We start from the raw sequence: 14,409 nt of genomic DNA, 5'->3' as shown, positions 1-14,409 counted from the left end.
CAGACGCGGGATCGATTTCATGGGCGCGCTTGGCGCATCAATGCTGGGCCAGCCACTCGGTCACGGTGCGGCGCAGGTTGGTCACGCCGGATGCGCGGGCAGAATCGATGACGGCGCGCAGGTCGGCAATGGATACGCGGCGGATCAGGTGTTTGACCGGCCCGATCGAGGCTGGGCGCATCGACAAGCGGCGCAGACCGAGGGCGGCAAAAGTCAATGCCTCGACCGGGCGTCCGGCATCCTCACCGCAAAAGGAAAGGGCCACGCGGGCATCGTCGCAGCGGTGGATGATCTGTTCGATGAAATCCAGAAAGGCCACGTTCATCGTGTCATAACGCCTGCGCACGCGTTCGTTTTCTCGGTCAGCGGCAAAGAAGAACTGTTTCAGGTCATTGCCGCCGATCGAGATGAAATCGCACATTTCGTAGAACCGCTTGGGTGCAAAGACCATCGACGGCGTCTCCAGCATCGCGCCGACGCGGATATCACTGGGCATTGCATGTCCAAGGCGCTTTTCGCGGGCCAGTTCCTCCATCAGGATCTTGTAGGCGGCCTCGTATTCGGAAATGTCCGCAATGAACGGGAACATGACGTAAAGTGGCCGGCCCACGGCAGCGCGGATCAGCGCCTGCAACTGCATCCTCAGGACACCGCGCTTGTCCAGACCCACGCGGATCGCGCGCCAGCCCATCGCCGGGTTCGGCTCGTCCTGCGGCTTCATATAGGGCAGTACCTTGTCGGAACCGATGTCCAGCGTGCGGAACATCACCGGCTTGCCAGCGGCACTGTCCAGCACATGCGAATAGATCGCGGCCAGTTCGGCCCGGCGCGGCACCTTGCTGCGGGTCAGGAACTGCAACTCGGTCCGGAACAGCCCGACGCCCTCGGCACCAGAGCCCGCCAGCGAGGGCAGATCCGCCATCAGACCGGCATTCATGTATAGCTGGATGGTGGTGCCGCAGGTGGCCGTGGCCGGCAGGCCGCGCAGATCGGCATAGCGGTTCTGCGCCTCGGCCTGCATCGCCATCTTGTCGCGAAAAGCACCGGCGACGGTTTCCTCGGGACGCAGATGGACGACGCCCTGATCGCCATCGACGAGGATCGGATCGCCGTTCAGTGCCTCGCTGGTGATGCGGGTGGCGTGGATGACCAGAGGAATCGCCAGTGCGCGGGCGACGATGGCGGCGTGGCTGCCGACGCTGCCTTCTTCCAGCACGATTCCCCTGAGCCGACGCCCGTAATCCAGCAATTCGGCCGGACCGATATTGCGGGCGATCAGCACCGGGTTGTCGGGCATCTCGGCCCCGGTATCGCTGCCTTGTCCTGTCAGAATGCGCAGCAAGCGGTTGGACAGATCATCCAGATCGTGCAGTCGGTCGCGCAGATAGGGATCGGCGGCGCGTTCCAGCCGCGCACGCGCCAGGGATTGCTCTTTTTCGACGGCGGCCTCTGCCGACAGACCGCGCAGGATGTCCTCTTCCATGCGGGTCAGCCAACTGCGGGAATGGGCGAACAGGCGATAAGCCTCCAGCACCTGCATATGGTCGCCGTCCGCGTCCATGTCGCTGTCGGCCAGCATCGCATCGACCCGGTCGCGCAACTGACTGACACCCGCGCGCAGCCGTTCAGCCTCGGTATCGGGATCGTCGCCAACCGGGTTTGCGACAACGACGCGCGGTTCATGCAGCCAGACCCGCCCTTCGGCGGCGCCTTCCTGTCCGGTTGCGCCACGGAACATGACCGGAAAGCGATGCTCCAGTGGCAGGCCATCGCTTGCGCTGCCTTGAAAGGCGCCCAGCTCGGCCATCTCGGCCAGCACCATTGCGACCACTTCGAGACCATAGATCTCGTCTTCGGTGAACTGTCGCTGTTCGCGCGATTGCACGACCAGCACGCCCAGTTTTTCGCCGACGCGCTGGATCGGGACGCCAAGGAAGGCCGGAAATACCTCTTCGCCGGTTTCCGGCATAAAGCGGAACCCCGGCTCGGAAGGCGCATTCGCCGAATTGATATTCCGCCCGGTGCGCGCGACGCGACCGACCAGCCCCTCGCCAAGGCGCAGGCGCGTCTGGTGAACGGATTCCGGTTTCAGTCCTTCGGTCGCGCACAGTTCCAGCGTGTCGGCATCGCGAAACAGATAGATCGAGCAGACCTGCGTGCCCATGGAATCGGCGATGTCATGGGTGATGCTGTCCAGCCGATCCTGGCTGGCCCCCGCCGTGGCCAGACTGTCGCGCAGCCGCCTCAGCAGCTTGCGTGAATCACTGTCCCTACGGTTCGGCATCATCCCCCCTGAACGGCCCGGCGCAGGGCCGGAACGGGTCGCCCCGTCTCAGCCCCTGTCAGGTCAGGCTTTCTCTAACTCGAACGCATCATGAAGCGCCTGCACCGCCAGTTCCATATATTTGCGGTCGATCAGGACCGAAATCTTGATCTCGCTGGTCGAGATGACCTTGATATTGATGTTTTCGTCGGCAAGTGCCTTGAACATACGCGCGGCCACACCCGTATGGCTGCGCATCCCGATGCCCACAACGCTGACCTTGGCCACGTCGATATCGACGATCAGTTCCTCATAGGTGATGATGCCGCTCTGACGCGCCTCTTCCATGGCCTTCTTGGCGCGTTCGACCTGGTTCACCGGAACCGAAAAGGTCATGTCGGTGACCGAACCCGGATGATCCTCATAGTCCTTTTCCGAGATATTCTGGACGATCATGTCCACATTCACCCCGGCATCGGCCAGCGGCGCAAAGATTGCGGCAGATATGCCGGGGCGGTCCTCGACGGTGACCAGCGTGATCTTGGCTTCATCGCGCGAATAGGCGACGCCATTGACGACTTTCGATTCCATGATCTCTTCCTCATCGCAAACCAGCGTTCCCGAGTTTTCGTCGGTATCCTCGAACGAGGACAGCACCCGCAGGCGCACCTTGTAGCGCATTGCCAGCTCGACCGAACGGGTCTGCAGCACCTTGGCGCCAAGGCTGGCCAGTTCCAGCATTTCTTCAAAGGCGATCTTGCCCAGCTTGCGCGCCTTGGAGGTGATGCGCGGGTCGGTGGTATAGATACCATCCACATCGGTATAGATGTCGCAGCGTTCGGCCTCGAAGGCGGCGGCAAAGGCAACGGCGGTGGTGTCAGAGCCGCCCCGGCCAAGCGTGGTGATGCGGCCATCGGGGCCAAGGCCCTGAAAACCGGCCACGACGGCCACCTTGAAGCCCTCGGCGAATTTCTGGTCCAGATTGGGGCGCGGAATATCCAGGAAACGCGCGGCCGAATGCTGGGCGGTGGTGTTGATCGGAACCTGCCAGCCCTGCCAACTGCGCGCCGGGATGTCCATTTCCTGCAAGGTCAGGGCCATCAGTCCGGCGGTCACGTTCTCGCCCGAGCTGACGATCGCATCATATTCGCGCGCGTCAAACAGAGGCGAGGTCGATTCTACCCAGCCGACCAATTCGTTGGTCTTGCCCGACATGGCGCTGACGATGACAATGACGTCATAGCCACGCTGCACCTCGCGCTTCACCTTTTGGGCGGCGTTCTTGATGCGATCAAGGTCGGCCACCGAGGTGCCGCCGAATTTCATGACCAGAAGCGGCATTTCATGCCTCCAGCGCAGGGGTTGGATCATCCGCGGGGCTTTTATGGGCGGGGACCGGAAAGGGCAAGGGGTTTGCCGCATCTTGGCATCGCCTGTCAGACCGCTGGCACTGGTTTCATCATCGTGGTCGCACGGCGGAAACCCAGCAGCGGCGCCAGTATGCCGGTTGATGTCTCTGATTGCGCGACGAATCCCTGTCTTTCATAGAGCGACCGGGCCCGGGGATTGCTGTCGACGACATCCAGCCGCACCTGACCGTGCCCAAGCTCTGCCGCGTATGTTTCGATGGTGCTCAGCAATGCGGTGCCGACGCCGAGGCCGCGGGCGTCCGGGGTTACGAAAATACCGTCCATCAGCAAGATGCCGTCCTCGACAGGCCGTTCCAGCAGGCTGATCAGTGGGGACCGGACGATGGCGCTGAGCAGCCCGTAAGCGCGGACGAGATCGCGGAAATCACCGCCGACAAAGCCGCTTTGGCGGGACTTCAGGCCCGCTACGCCCAACAACCGGCCATCGTCTGACACGGCGCTGATGGCACAGGCCGGGTTCATCACGTCGCGCAGAAAGGCGATGCACTTGGATTTGGGGCCGAGCGGATAGCGCAGTTTCCCTGCAAAGGCCTGCCAGTAGCCCTCTGCCACCGCATCCAGATAGTCGGGGCGGATGCCGGCCTGGATGACAAAGCCGGGTCCGTCGGTGACATGTGGTTGTGTCATTCTCTCCCCATGCGGTTCGATGAGCGCCTCAATATCGCCATTGTTGCCCCGGATCGGCCCTGGACGGCAAAACAAGACATGTCCTCCGCCGCTTTCTCAGTTCGCCTTCTGACGCGGGATGAATGGCAGGGGGGCGATGGGCACACCCTCTTCGATCAGCTTCTGGGCTTCTTCGGGGCGGGCTTCGCCGTGGATCGCGCGGCTCTTGCTGTTGCCTTCATGCATGGCGCGCGCCTCGTCGGCAAAGCGCAGTCCGACATAATCGGAATTTGCTTCGACATGCTCTCGAAGGGCCTGCAAGGCCTGCTCCTTGCCATCGCGCGGCGTCGTCAGCGGATCCTGGTCTGGGCTTGTCGGTGGCGTGGCCTCGCGCCCGGCGGGAAGGGCGGGCGCCATCAGGGTCTTTTTGACGTCGGTATCACCGCAGATGGTACAGGCGACCTGACCGGCAGCGCGCAGCGTATCGAACCCCCCGGAAGAGCGGAACCAGCCGTCGAAGTCATGGCCGGACGTGCAGCGCAGCGTATAACGGATCATGCCGAAATCCTTCAATCCTCTCTATATATCGGTATCGGGCGCCTTTTGCGCAAGACCGGTGATCAGGTCCAGCAAGGGCGCCGGATCGCCGGCCTGTTCATCCAGAACGCCACGGGCAATCTGTCCCATCCGGCGGGCCTGATCCGGTGCCGCCAGCAATTCCGACAGCACAGCCGGCAGGCTGGTCGCATCCGTGACACGCGCGCCGCCGGCCTGTTCCAACGCGGCATAAGGCTCTGCGTGGTTGGACACATGCGGCCCGTGCAGGATCGCGCAGCCATGGGCCGCCGGCTCCCACGGGGTATGGCCGCCGTGATCGACCAAAGAGCCGCCGGTCAGGCAGATGCCCGCACGACCATACCATAGCGGCATCTCGCCCAGGGTATCGGCCAGCAATAACGGCCCGTCATTGGCACCGCCGCTGCGCTGCGCAAAGGCGATGCCGCGCGCCCTGATCGCCGTGGCCAACTGGTCCGCGCGATCAGGGTGACGCGGCGCGAGAATCAGTCGCAGATCAGGTCGGCGGGCCTGCAGCGCAAGAAAGGCATCCAGAATCGGCTCGTCCTCGCCGGGATGGGTCGAGGCCGCAAGGATCGTGCGATCACGCATCTCTGATGCAGGTGGTGCCGTCACCCGCGCCGGTGCCAGCAGTTTCAGATCCAGCCGCGGCAGCAGTGCGGACCTTGGCAACCCAAGCGCCAAGAGACGCGTCTCGCTGTCGCCATTTTGCGCGGAAAGGGCCGTGACATTGCGCAGGACCGGCCCGATCAACCCCGGCAGTCGCGACCAGCGCCTGGCAGAGCGTTCGGACATGCGCGCGCCCACGATCAGATGCGGCACCCTGCGCGCGGCCAGCAGCTTTGCGCGCAGGGGCCAAAGCTCTGCCTCGACGGTGACGGCGACCCGGGGGCTAACGGCATTCAGAAACCGCGCCAGCGTGTCCGGCAGATCGAGCGGCGCCAACGCCGCGTTCCAACCGGCGGCGCGGGCGCGTTCCAGTCCGGTTTCGCTGTTGGTGGTGACCAGAAGGGTGTGGCGCGCGGCCAGCGTCTCGATCAGCATGGCGGCGGAATTCAACTCACCGACCGAGGCCGCGTGAACCCAGATATCGGCCCGTCCGGGCTGGCCGTCCAACAGCATCCGTTTGCGCAGTTTCCCGGCACCCCCAAACAGGGTGCGCCAGCGCAGCAACGTCTCGGCAAGGCGGGTCGTTGCGGCAAGGATCATGAGGTCTGCATCATCGAAGGGACGTCGCCGGCGGTCGGGCTGGGGCCGCAGGTTGCGGCCGAGCGGATCGAAGTTGGAGGTGGGTACCGGAATCGAACCGGTCTTCACGGATTTGCAATCCGGTGCGTAACCTCTCCGCCAACCCACCGCCCTTCGAGTGGGCACGGAATAATGGATCGCGCAGAACCTTGCAAGCAGCGATCGCGTGGCGTTGCCCCTGCCGTGCATTCGTGGCAGTATTTCAGCACAATAACGAATGGATTTCGAGGCCGAGGGGCAAACTGTCATGCCAGATTTCGCAGTTAACCGGACCATGATGGTCGATACCCAGGTTCGTCCGAATGACGTTACCAGATATCCGCTGATCGAAGCGATGCTGATCGTCCCGCGCGAAGAGTTCGTCCCGGATGCCCGGCGCAGTGTCGCGTATTCAGGCGAAAACCTGCCTCTGGGCAATGGCCGCGTCCTGCTAGAGCCGCGTACGCTGGCCAAGATGATCGAAGAGTTGAACATCGAACCTACTGATCTGGTGATGGATCTGGGCTGTGGCTACGGCTACTCTGCCGCTGTTCTGGCGCAGATGGCGCAGGCCGTCGTGGCGATCGAAGACAGCGAGGAATTCGTCCGCGAGGCCGAGGCCCGGATCATTGCCAATGGCATCGACAATGTTGTGGTGCTGCAGAATTCGCTGGGGGTCGGTTGCCCCAAACAGGGCCCTTATGACGCGATCCTCGTCGGTGGCGGTGCCGTTGAACACGTGCCCTCCGCCCTGACCGAACAGTTGAAAGACGGCGGCCGCATCGTGGCCCTGTTCCAGGAAGGAAATCTGGGGGTCGTGCGCAGCGGGCTGAAGGTGAACGGCCGGATCAACTGGCGTTATGGCTTCAACGCGCATGCGCCCTTGTTGCCGGGATTCGCGATCAGCCGAGGGTTTGCACTATGAGCCGTCTGCCGTTTCGCAGGGTCGCTGCCGCCTCTGTGCTCACGTTGCTCACTGCCCTGCCGGTTGCCGCCGAATCGCTTGCCGATGCGATGGTGTCGGCCTATCGCCACTCGCCGTTGATGGATCAGAACCGCGCGGTTCTGCGCGCCGCTGACGAAGACGTGGCGCAGGCCGTCTCGACACTGCGCCCGGTGCTGGACTGGGCTGCGACGCACCGGCTAAGCAGCGGTGGCGTCAATTCGACAAGCTTTGGCCTGGAAGCGCAGATCACGCTTTATGACTGGGGCCGCTCGCAACTGGATATCGACGCCAAGAAGGAACTGGTTCTGGCCACGCGCGAAAGCCTGGTCGATGTCGAACAGCAGGTGCTGCTCGAATCCGTGCGCAGTTTCTTTGATGTGCGCAGTTCGGCCGAGCAGGTTGAATTGCAACAGAACTCGGTCCGCGTGCTGCAACAGGAACAGCAAGCGGCTCAGGATCGCTTTGACGTGGGTGAAATCACGCTGACTGACGTGTCGCTGGCGAATGCCCAGTTGGCGTCGTCGCGCGCCTCACTGGCCGCCGCACAGGGGTCATTGGAAATTGCCCGCGAAGGTTATCGCGCGGCCACTGGCGGGGCGCCGGGGGCGCTGGCTGCACCGCCGCCACTGCCCAGCCTGCCCGAATCGCTGGCGGCGGCGCGTGGCATCGGGCAGCGCAACCATCCGACGATGAAACAGGTGCAGCACCAGGCAGCGGCTGCGGAACTGGGTGTTGCCAGCGCCAAGGCCGAGCGTAATCCGCGCCTGACCGGCAGTTTGTCGGCCGGCATCGCGCGGCAATCCTCGCGGCAGGCGCCCGACGATTATGTGACCGGGCGCAATGCAGAGGCCAGCGTGACCCTGTCACAACGGCTGTATTCAGGTGGTCAGCTTTCATCGGTGCTGCGTCAGCAAATGGCGCGTCGCGATGAGGCGCGGGCTCTGCTGTTGAACGCGGCACGGCAGATCGATCTGGCCGTGGGTCAGTCCTGGGCAAATATCGATGTGGCGCGCGCGCAAATCGTGGCGATCAACCAACAGATCTCGGCGGCGCAACAGGCCTATGACGGTGTTCGCGAAGAGGCGACCCTGGGTGCGCGGACAACACTGGACGTGCTGGACGCCGAACAATCGCTGCTCGAGGCGCGGGCGAACAAAATCGACGCTGAAGCCAATCTGCAATTAGCTCATTATCAACTTTTGTCCGCTATGGGTCTGTTGACGGTAGAAAACCTTCAGCTAGGGATCCCGACCTATGACCCATCGGAATATTACAACGCGGTCCGCGACGCGCCTTTCACCAGCCGCCAAGGTGAAAACCTTGATCGAGTGCTGCGTGCATTGGGCAAAAGCAACTGACACGCTGAACAATGAGGTGGGGCAATGAACCAGATGCCCCGCCAGCAAAGCGCCTCTCGCATCTCCGAAGATATCGGTGACGTTCTGAGCGCCATTCGTCGCCTTATCGCAGACGATGAGGCGATGGATTATACCCGCGACAGCGTCCAGCAACCGACAGATCACGGCAAAGGCGGTCCCGAACGCGATGACGGGCAGGCGCTTGCCGCGCGGTTCGGCGGGCCTGCAGCGTTGGCGCGGCGAATGGTGCAAGACAGTGCTGCGCTAGCTGACCGGCGCACCGATGCTGAAAAGACGTTTGCGGCTGACAGTCGCACCCGTTCGCATCTGGTGGCTGATCGTCAGGTCCCCACGGCGCGTCCCATGGCCGCCGAGATCGTCGCATTGCGTGATCCGCCGGTCCGGCAGGGCACGGCAAGTCTGACATCGGATCGCTTTTCCGACCCTCTGCCGCTGCGTCTGAGCCAGTCGGATCGCGTCAGTGCGCTGGTCGAGGATGACGCAGATTCTGACGATCACGAGTTGTCGCGGGATGATCTGTCCCCCACGCCCTATGCGCCCATGGCAGAGATTTCAGCCGGTGCCGCTGATGAGGCGGTCGAAGAATCGGACGGCTTTGACGAGGCGTTCGACGCCAAGGCACGGCCGCGGACAGCGCCTGCTGGCTGGGACGCGGCAATGCCCGCCGGTTGGGAAGGCGCGTCGGCCGATCCGGTTGACGATGATCCCTTCACGAACACGGCGGCGCGGCAGGCGGTCGAGGGAAAACACGCCAAACCAACAGCCGCCGATCCGTTTTGGGAGGCTTATTCCGCTCAGGCATCCGTGCACGACGTCGATCCGCAGCCGGCTGACGACACCGAGGATGCAGTGTTGCCGGCAGTCAGCGATCTTGTCGAGGACGCGGTTCAGATGCAGCGCGTAGGCCTGAGCATACCGGCCTATACGGATGACGCGCGATCCGCAGATGCTGGTGACGAGGTGTTGGCGGATGGTGCCCACCCGTTGGCGTCAGCAGACGAAGCCCCTGCGGAAGACATCAAGGGGGCCGGCCCCGCCGATCTCGCCGACGCCTGCGAGGTCAACGAAAGGGTCGATGAGGCCAGTATCCGGGAGGTCATTCGCGAACTTATCCAGGAAGAGCTGCATGGCGAATTGGGTCAGCGGTTTTCCCGCAATCTGCGCGCGGTGATCCGGCGCGAAGTGGCTGCCTCGATTGACGAACATCTGGAACGCCTGTGAACCGATAGGCGCTTGCCAGCAAAAAAAAGGCCGCCTCGAACAGGCGGCCTTTAAGTTTCTGTCCGGACGGCCAGCGGGCCAGTCGCCTAGTTCAGATATTCCTCGGGGTCGACGCTTTCAAAGCCGCGGCGAATTTCGAAATGCAGGATCCCGGATGCGGCAGAGGTTCCAAGCGATTGCCCCGCGCTGACGGTCGCATCCTTTGCCACCTGTAAATTGTCCAGCCCTGCGTAGACCGTCATCAGATCGCCACTATGACGGATGACAACGATGGGCACGCCGTCGGTGTCACGCGTGATCGCGGCAACCGTGCCGCTGCCTGCCGCCTTGACCGAGGTGCCCTGCGGCGCCGAGATATCAATGCCGTCATTGCGGCCTTTTTGATAGGTGCGGATGATCGCGCCCGCGACGGGCATCTGAAAACGACCACTGCCCGATGCCTGGGTGCGCGAGGCGCCCAGATCAGGTGAATCGGGTGTTTCGACAGGCGTCGCGGCGGGTTCGGTCTTTTCGGCCGGCAATGGCTGGGCTGCCGATGGCGGGCGCGGGGTGGGGCTGCCGCTGCCGGGTGTTGTCACGGTCTCTTGCGCCGGGCTTGGCGATTGGCCGGCCACGGGGATCAGCAGGCGCTGGCCGACACGGATCGTCATGTCCGAGGGCAGGCCGTTCCAACTGGCCAGATCCGCGACCGTCACATCGTATTTCCGCGCGATCGACCAGGCAGTCTCGCCTGCTGCGACCTGATGCTGCCGGGGTTGTGCCCCGTCCGTGGTGGTCTGAGTGGCGGCCGCGCCTGAGGTGGACGGCGTCGTGGGCTGCCGGGCGCCTTGCCCTGCAAAGGGATCGCTGACCTGTCCGGTGCTGCTGACCGTTGCGCCTGCAGCAGGCGCGCCGGGGGCCACGCGGCGCGGCAATGCGACGACCGCACCGGGCGTCAGCACCGCATTCGCGTCGATCGCGTTGTGCTGGGCCAGTTCGCGCGGGCTCAGTCCAAGCCGCGCGGCGATCGTGCTTACGGTGTCGCCCTGGTTTGCGATCGCCACCTGATAATCCGGATAGCTGATCAATCCGCGCGAATCCGGTTTGGGACGCGGTTGCGCTGCCTGTGCCGCCTGCGCGGTATCCAATGGTCCGCTGAAGATGCCGCGAAGATCGGGGTCGAACATCCCGTTTCCGCCGCATGACGCCAGCACCGCCACCGACAATGTGGCGACCGCGAGTGACCTTGACCTGCTGCCCATTTTCCTTGCCTTCCTGCCTGCCTCTAGGCCGCCAATTCGGGGGTCATGTCTGTCCCAACCCCTCGACCAGCGGCACGAACCGTACCTGCCGCAACTCATCATAAGAAAAGCCGCTTTCCGAGCGCGTCACGCGGATCAGCGTTTGCACTGCATCCGACTGCCCGACTGGCACCACCATGATACCGCCGATCTTGAGTTGGGCCAATAGGGGCCCCGGCGGGTCTTCGGCGGCGGCGGTGACAAGAATGCGATCGAACGGCGCCTGATCGGGCAGCCCGCGAGAGCCATCCGCGATCTGTGCGGTGATGTTGTGCAGTCCCAGTTTCTGAAACAGGGCCTCGGCTTCGGTCACCAGACGGCGGTGGCGGTCGACGGTGTAGACCCGGCGGCACAGCCCCGCCAGCACGGCGGCCTGATAGCCAGATCCGGTCCCGATCTCCAGCACGGTGTCGCGTTGGCCGGGGTTCAGCGCCTGCGTCATCAATCCCACGACAGATGGCTGGCTGATCGTCTGGCCGCAGGGAATGGGCAGCGGCGTGTCCTCGTAGGATCGGTCGGAAAACTGGCCGCGCACGAACAAGCCGCGGTCGATCCGTTCCATCGCGGCCAGCACGCGTGGATCGGTCACCCCGCGCGAGCGCAGCTGAAACAGAAAGCGCATCTGCCGTTCAGCGGGGGTATCTGCGGCCTCGTCGCTCATCCCTCATCCAGAGCTTTGGCCAGCCCGGCAAGCGAGGCATGGCAGGTCAGGTCAGCGCGCATCGGCGTGACCGAAATATATTGGGCAAGGTTGGCGGCGACGTCGCTGCCGGGTGTGGCCTCGGCGTCCTGTGCGCCGCCGGAAATCCAGAGGTAGCGCCGTCCGTTGGGCGCAACGAAGGGCTTCATCCCGAACCGCGTGCCACCGCGCCGTCCCTGTGGTGCGACCCGCAGCCCGCGGACCGCGTCGGCGGGGCAGGGCGGGAAGTTGACGTTATAGAACAGCCGGAAATCATCATCCGCCGTCCAGTCGCCCAGATCCAGCAGCCGCCGCACCGTCTGCGCGCCATGTTTGCGCGCGCATTCGAAAGGATCGTCAAGGCCGGCAGTCTGAGCACCCAGATATTGCGACAAGGCGATGGCTGGCAGACCTTGCAAGGCGGCCTCCATGGCGCCGCCGATGGTCCCCGAATACATCGCGTTCTCACCGGCATTGTTGCCGCGATTGACGCCCGACAACACCAGATCGGGTGGCGTGTCGACCATGATGTCGTGCAGTGCTGCCAGTACGCAATCGGCCGGGCTGCCCTCTGCCGCAAAGCGGCGCGGGCCCAGTTCGGCCAGCATCGTGGGATGCGCATAGCTGATGCAATGTCCGACACCCGATTGCTCGAATGCGGGCGCGACGGTCCAGACCTCGCCCTGAGGGCCCGCCAGCTCGGCCGCTATCTCGCGCAGGACCTCAAGTCCGGGCGCGTTGATGCCGTCGTCATTCGTGATGAGGATACGCATGGCCATTCCGCTGATCCTGTCCTGTTCTGCTTAACGAGCGAGCGCCTGCCCTTCAACCCGCGGTGATGGTCGATTGCGGTTTGACGATGGCAAAAGTGACAGGCAGGATGGCGACGCCAAAATCAGGGCCGCTGATGCAAATCTATCTTCCTATTGCCGAAATTGTCGTCAATCCCCTGATATTGGTGGGGCTTGGCGGCGTAGTCGGTCTGATGAGCGGCCTGTTCGGCGTTGGCGGCGGCTTTCTGATCACGCCACTGCTGTTTTTTATCGGCATACCCCCCCCGATTGCCGTGGCCACGGGGGCCAACCAGGTGGTTGCCTCGTCGGTCAGCGGGGTGTTGGCGCATGTCAAACGACGCACCGTCGATTTCCGAATGGGCGGCGTGTTGCTGGCCGGCGGTCTGGTCGGGTCATGGCTGGGCGTGATGGTTTTCAACTTTTTGCAAAGCCAGGGGCAGGTCGATCTGGCCGTGCAGCTTTGCTATGTTGTCTTTCTGGGTCTGATCGGGCTGATGATGCTGCAGGAAAGCCTGCGCGCTTTGCTGCGTTCGCGACAGCCCTCGACGGGGAGGCGTCGTTTGCACCAGCACATGTGGGTGCATCGCTGGCCTTTGAAGATGAAATTCCGCGCCTCGGGCCTGTATATCAGCGCCATTCCGCCCTTGATGATCGGGCTGGCGGTGGGTGTTCTGGCCGCAATCATGGGGGTGGGTGGCGGCTTTATCATGGTGCCGGCGATGATCTATCTGCTGGGAATGCCGACCAAGGTGGTGATTGGCACCTCGCTGTTTCAGATCATCTTTGTGACCGCGTTTACCACGCTGATGCATGCGGTGAATTATAACACTGTCGATATCATGCTGGCGGTGCTGCTGATCCTTGGCGGTGTGGTTGGCGCGCAGATCGGCACCGTTCTCGGCGCCCGGTTGCGGGCCGAGCAGTTGCGCATCCTGCTGGCGCTTCTGGTGCTGGCAGTCTGCGGCAAGCTGGCTCTGGACCTGTTTCTGACGCCCGACGATCTGTACTCGATCGCGACGGGGGGGCGTTGATGGCTTGGCCGCCGCGATATATCGCCTTGCCTGCGCTGCTGTTGGCAATGCTTGCCGCGCCGCCGCTCTTGGCGCAGCAGGCCGGACCGGAGGCATCCGAACAAGAGGCCGAGGCCGAGGCGCAACGCGATATGGGCCGGGCGACGCCTGACAGCGGCGCCGCGGCAGATGACTTTCTGCTATATCCCGATCCGGGCCGACCTCGGGCGGTGGTTCCCGAAAACGAGGCCGAGGTGCCCGAGAAAGTCGTGGCCGGTCTGTCGCAGGATGCGGTTTCGATCACGGCCACTTTCGATGGGTCGGATATCCTGATCTTCGGCGCGGTCAAGCGCGAGACGCCGATCCCAACCGATAGCAAACTGGATGTTGTGGTGACCGTCGAGGGTCCCGCTCAGCCGCTGACCATTTGGCGCAAAGAGCGCAAGCTGGGCATCTGGATCAACACAGAGCGCGTCAATATCGGCGCAGCCCCAAGCTTTTATGCCGTGGCGACGACGGGTCCGCTTGACCAGATTCTGCTGCCGGAATGGGACATGCGCTATCGCATCTCGATCCCCTTAGCGATGCGCAGTTTCGCGGGGCCTGTGGACGTCGCGGATACGGTGCCCTTTACGCAGGCGATGATCCGGTTGCGCGAGGATGAGCGGGTGTACCGGCAGGACACGGGCAGTGTGACACTGACCGAAGAGACGCTGTTCCGCGCCAATATCCGTTTGCCTGCAAGCCTGATCGAAGGCGATTACAAGACCCGGATCCTGCTGTTGCGCAACGGCCAGGTCGTCGATGTTCATCGCGCGCCGATCGAGGTTCGCAAGGTGGGGCTGGAACGCTGGCTCTATCGTCTCGCCTTTGACTGGCCGTTGATCTACGGGCTGATGTCGCTGGCGGTTGCGGTGCTGGCTGGCTGGGGTGCGTCGACAATGGCGCGGTGGTTGCGGCGGGCGTAGGAAAGGACCCTGCGTATTCTCGTCGGGCCA

13 protein-coding genes and 1 tRNA gene are annotated in these 14,409 nt (G+C 63.5%); 5 read left to right on the top strand and 9 right to left on the bottom strand.

The annotated features are described in order from the left end of the window. Positions 1 to 37: 37 nt before the first annotated feature. From ptsP to CUV01_RS03410, 6 genes are all read right to left on the bottom strand, one after another. Positions 38 to 2,284 carry a phosphoenolpyruvate--protein phosphotransferase gene (gene ptsP / locus CUV01_RS03435; protein WP_101461840.1) on the bottom strand — a complete coding sequence of 749 codons (2,247 nt, stop codon included), beginning with the start codon at positions 2,282 to 2,284 and terminating at the stop codon, positions 38 to 40. A gap of 63 nt (positions 2,285 to 2,347) precedes the next feature. Beyond that, positions 2,348 to 3,604 carry an aspartate kinase gene (locus tag CUV01_RS03430; RefSeq protein ID WP_101461839.1) on the bottom strand — a complete coding sequence of 419 codons (1,257 nt, stop codon included), beginning with the start codon at positions 3,602 to 3,604 and terminating at the stop codon, positions 2,348 to 2,350. Between the two features lie 95 nt (positions 3,605 to 3,699). After that, a complete protein-coding gene (locus CUV01_RS03425; RefSeq protein WP_101459233.1) occupies positions 3,700 to 4,320 on the bottom strand; it encodes a GNAT family N-acetyltransferase in 621 nt (206 codons plus the stop codon). A 96-nt stretch (positions 4,321 to 4,416) separates the two neighbouring features. After that, complete coding sequence (locus tag CUV01_RS03420) at positions 4,417 to 4,857, bottom strand: DUF1178 family protein (protein WP_101459232.1); 441 nt, start codon at positions 4,855 to 4,857, stop codon at positions 4,417 to 4,419. Positions 4,858 to 4,878: 21 nt separating this feature from the next. Further along, positions 4,879 to 6,084, bottom strand: a complete 1,206-nt coding sequence (locus CUV01_RS03415) for a 3-deoxy-D-manno-octulosonic acid transferase (protein WP_101461838.1) — start codon at positions 6,082 to 6,084, stop codon at positions 4,879 to 4,881. A 74-nt stretch (positions 6,085 to 6,158) separates the two neighbouring features. Further along, positions 6,159 to 6,232, bottom strand: a tRNA-Cys gene (locus CUV01_RS03410). Between the two features lie 138 nt (positions 6,233 to 6,370). Between CUV01_RS03410 and CUV01_RS03405 the strand changes: the two genes are divergently transcribed. Genes CUV01_RS03405 through CUV01_RS03395 form a run of 3 tightly spaced genes read left to right on the top strand, consistent with a single transcriptional unit; the run spans position 6,371 to position 9,648 of the window. Continuing rightward, the gene (locus tag CUV01_RS03405) at positions 6,371 to 7,027 is read left to right on the top strand and encodes a protein-L-isoaspartate O-methyltransferase family protein (RefSeq protein ID WP_101461837.1); all 657 of its coding nucleotides are present in this window, start codon (positions 6,371 to 6,373) and stop codon (positions 7,025 to 7,027) included. Beyond that, positions 7,024 to 8,406 carry a TolC family outer membrane protein gene (locus CUV01_RS03400; RefSeq protein WP_101459231.1) on the top strand — a complete coding sequence of 461 codons (1,383 nt, stop codon included), beginning with the start codon at positions 7,024 to 7,026 and terminating at the stop codon, positions 8,404 to 8,406. The genes CUV01_RS03405 and CUV01_RS03400 overlap by 4 nt, the downstream gene beginning before the upstream one ends. 24 nt (positions 8,407 to 8,430) lie before the next feature. Then, complete coding sequence (locus tag CUV01_RS03395) at positions 8,431 to 9,648, top strand: hypothetical protein (protein WP_101459230.1); 1,218 nt, start codon at positions 8,431 to 8,433, stop codon at positions 9,646 to 9,648. An 86-nt stretch (positions 9,649 to 9,734) separates the two neighbouring features. Here CUV01_RS03395 and CUV01_RS03390 read toward each other — a convergent pair whose 3' ends face one another. The 3 genes from CUV01_RS03390 to surE are packed head-to-tail and all read right to left on the bottom strand — an operon-like array spanning position 9,735 to position 12,380. Next, on the bottom strand, positions 9,735 to 10,889 hold the full coding sequence (locus CUV01_RS03390) for a LysM peptidoglycan-binding domain-containing M23 family metallopeptidase (protein WP_101459229.1): 1,155 nt from the start codon (positions 10,887 to 10,889) through the stop codon (positions 9,735 to 9,737). Positions 10,890 to 10,932: 43 nt separating this feature from the next. Then, the gene (locus CUV01_RS03385) at positions 10,933 to 11,589 is read right to left on the bottom strand and encodes a protein-L-isoaspartate(D-aspartate) O-methyltransferase (protein WP_101459228.1); all 657 of its coding nucleotides are present in this window, start codon (positions 11,587 to 11,589) and stop codon (positions 10,933 to 10,935) included. Further along, a complete protein-coding gene (gene surE / locus CUV01_RS03380; protein ID WP_101461836.1) occupies positions 11,586 to 12,380 on the bottom strand; it encodes a 5'/3'-nucleotidase SurE in 795 nt (264 codons plus the stop codon). The genes CUV01_RS03385 and surE overlap by 4 nt, the downstream gene beginning before the upstream one ends. A 134-nt stretch (positions 12,381 to 12,514) precedes the next feature. Between surE and CUV01_RS03375 the strand changes: the two genes are divergently transcribed. Both CUV01_RS03375 and CUV01_RS03370 read left to right on the top strand, forming a co-directional pair. Next, complete coding sequence (locus tag CUV01_RS03375) at positions 12,515 to 13,432, top strand: sulfite exporter TauE/SafE family protein (RefSeq protein ID WP_101461835.1); 918 nt, start codon at positions 12,515 to 12,517, stop codon at positions 13,430 to 13,432. Beyond that, positions 13,432 to 14,379, top strand: coding sequence for a TIGR02186 family protein (locus CUV01_RS03370; protein WP_232962472.1), 948 nt, complete (start codon positions 13,432 to 13,434; stop codon positions 14,377 to 14,379). Before CUV01_RS03375 ends, CUV01_RS03370 begins: the two co-directional genes overlap by 1 nt. The last annotated feature ends 30 nt before the right edge of the window (positions 14,380 to 14,409 follow it).

Origin of the sequence: Paracoccus tegillarcae, assembly GCF_002847305.1 — a bacterium.
Classification (GTDB): domain Bacteria; phylum Pseudomonadota; class Alphaproteobacteria; order Rhodobacterales; family Rhodobacteraceae; genus Paracoccus; species Paracoccus tegillarcae.
Note: the sequence above shows the minus strand (reverse complement) of the source record. Positions and strands in the feature narration are given on the sequence as shown.

Coding starts and splice junctions, on each gene's coding strand:
- ptsP (WP_101461840.1), bottom strand. CDS start 2,284: ATGCCGAACCGTAGGGACAGTGATTCACGCAAGCTGCTGAGGCGGCTG.
- CUV01_RS03430 (WP_101461839.1), bottom strand. CDS start 3,604: ATGCCGCTTCTGGTCATGAAATTCGGCGGCACCTCGGTGGCCGACCTT.
- CUV01_RS03425 (WP_101459233.1), bottom strand. CDS start 4,320: ATGACACAACCACATGTCACCGACGGACCCGGCTTTGTCATCCAGGCC.
- CUV01_RS03420 (WP_101459232.1), bottom strand. CDS start 4,857: ATGATCCGTTATACGCTGCGCTGCACGTCCGGCCATGACTTCGACGGC.
- CUV01_RS03415 (WP_101461838.1), bottom strand. CDS start 6,084: ATGATCCTTGCCGCAACGACCCGCCTTGCCGAGACGTTGCTGCGCTGG.
- CUV01_RS03405 (WP_101461837.1), top strand. CDS start 6,371: ATGCCAGATTTCGCAGTTAACCGGACCATGATGGTCGATACCCAGGTT.
- CUV01_RS03400 (WP_101459231.1), top strand. CDS start 7,024: ATGAGCCGTCTGCCGTTTCGCAGGGTCGCTGCCGCCTCTGTGCTCACG.
- CUV01_RS03395 (WP_101459230.1), top strand. CDS start 8,431: ATGAACCAGATGCCCCGCCAGCAAAGCGCCTCTCGCATCTCCGAAGAT.
- CUV01_RS03390 (WP_101459229.1), bottom strand. CDS start 10,889: ATGGGCAGCAGGTCAAGGTCACTCGCGGTCGCCACATTGTCGGTGGCG.
- CUV01_RS03385 (WP_101459228.1), bottom strand. CDS start 11,589: ATGAGCGACGAGGCCGCAGATACCCCCGCTGAACGGCAGATGCGCTTT.
- surE (WP_101461836.1), bottom strand. CDS start 12,380: ATGCGTATCCTCATCACGAATGACGACGGCATCAACGCGCCCGGACTT.
- CUV01_RS03375 (WP_101461835.1), top strand. CDS start 12,515: ATGCAAATCTATCTTCCTATTGCCGAAATTGTCGTCAATCCCCTGATA.
- CUV01_RS03370 (WP_232962472.1), top strand. CDS start 13,432: ATGGCTTGGCCGCCGCGATATATCGCCTTGCCTGCGCTGCTGTTGGCA.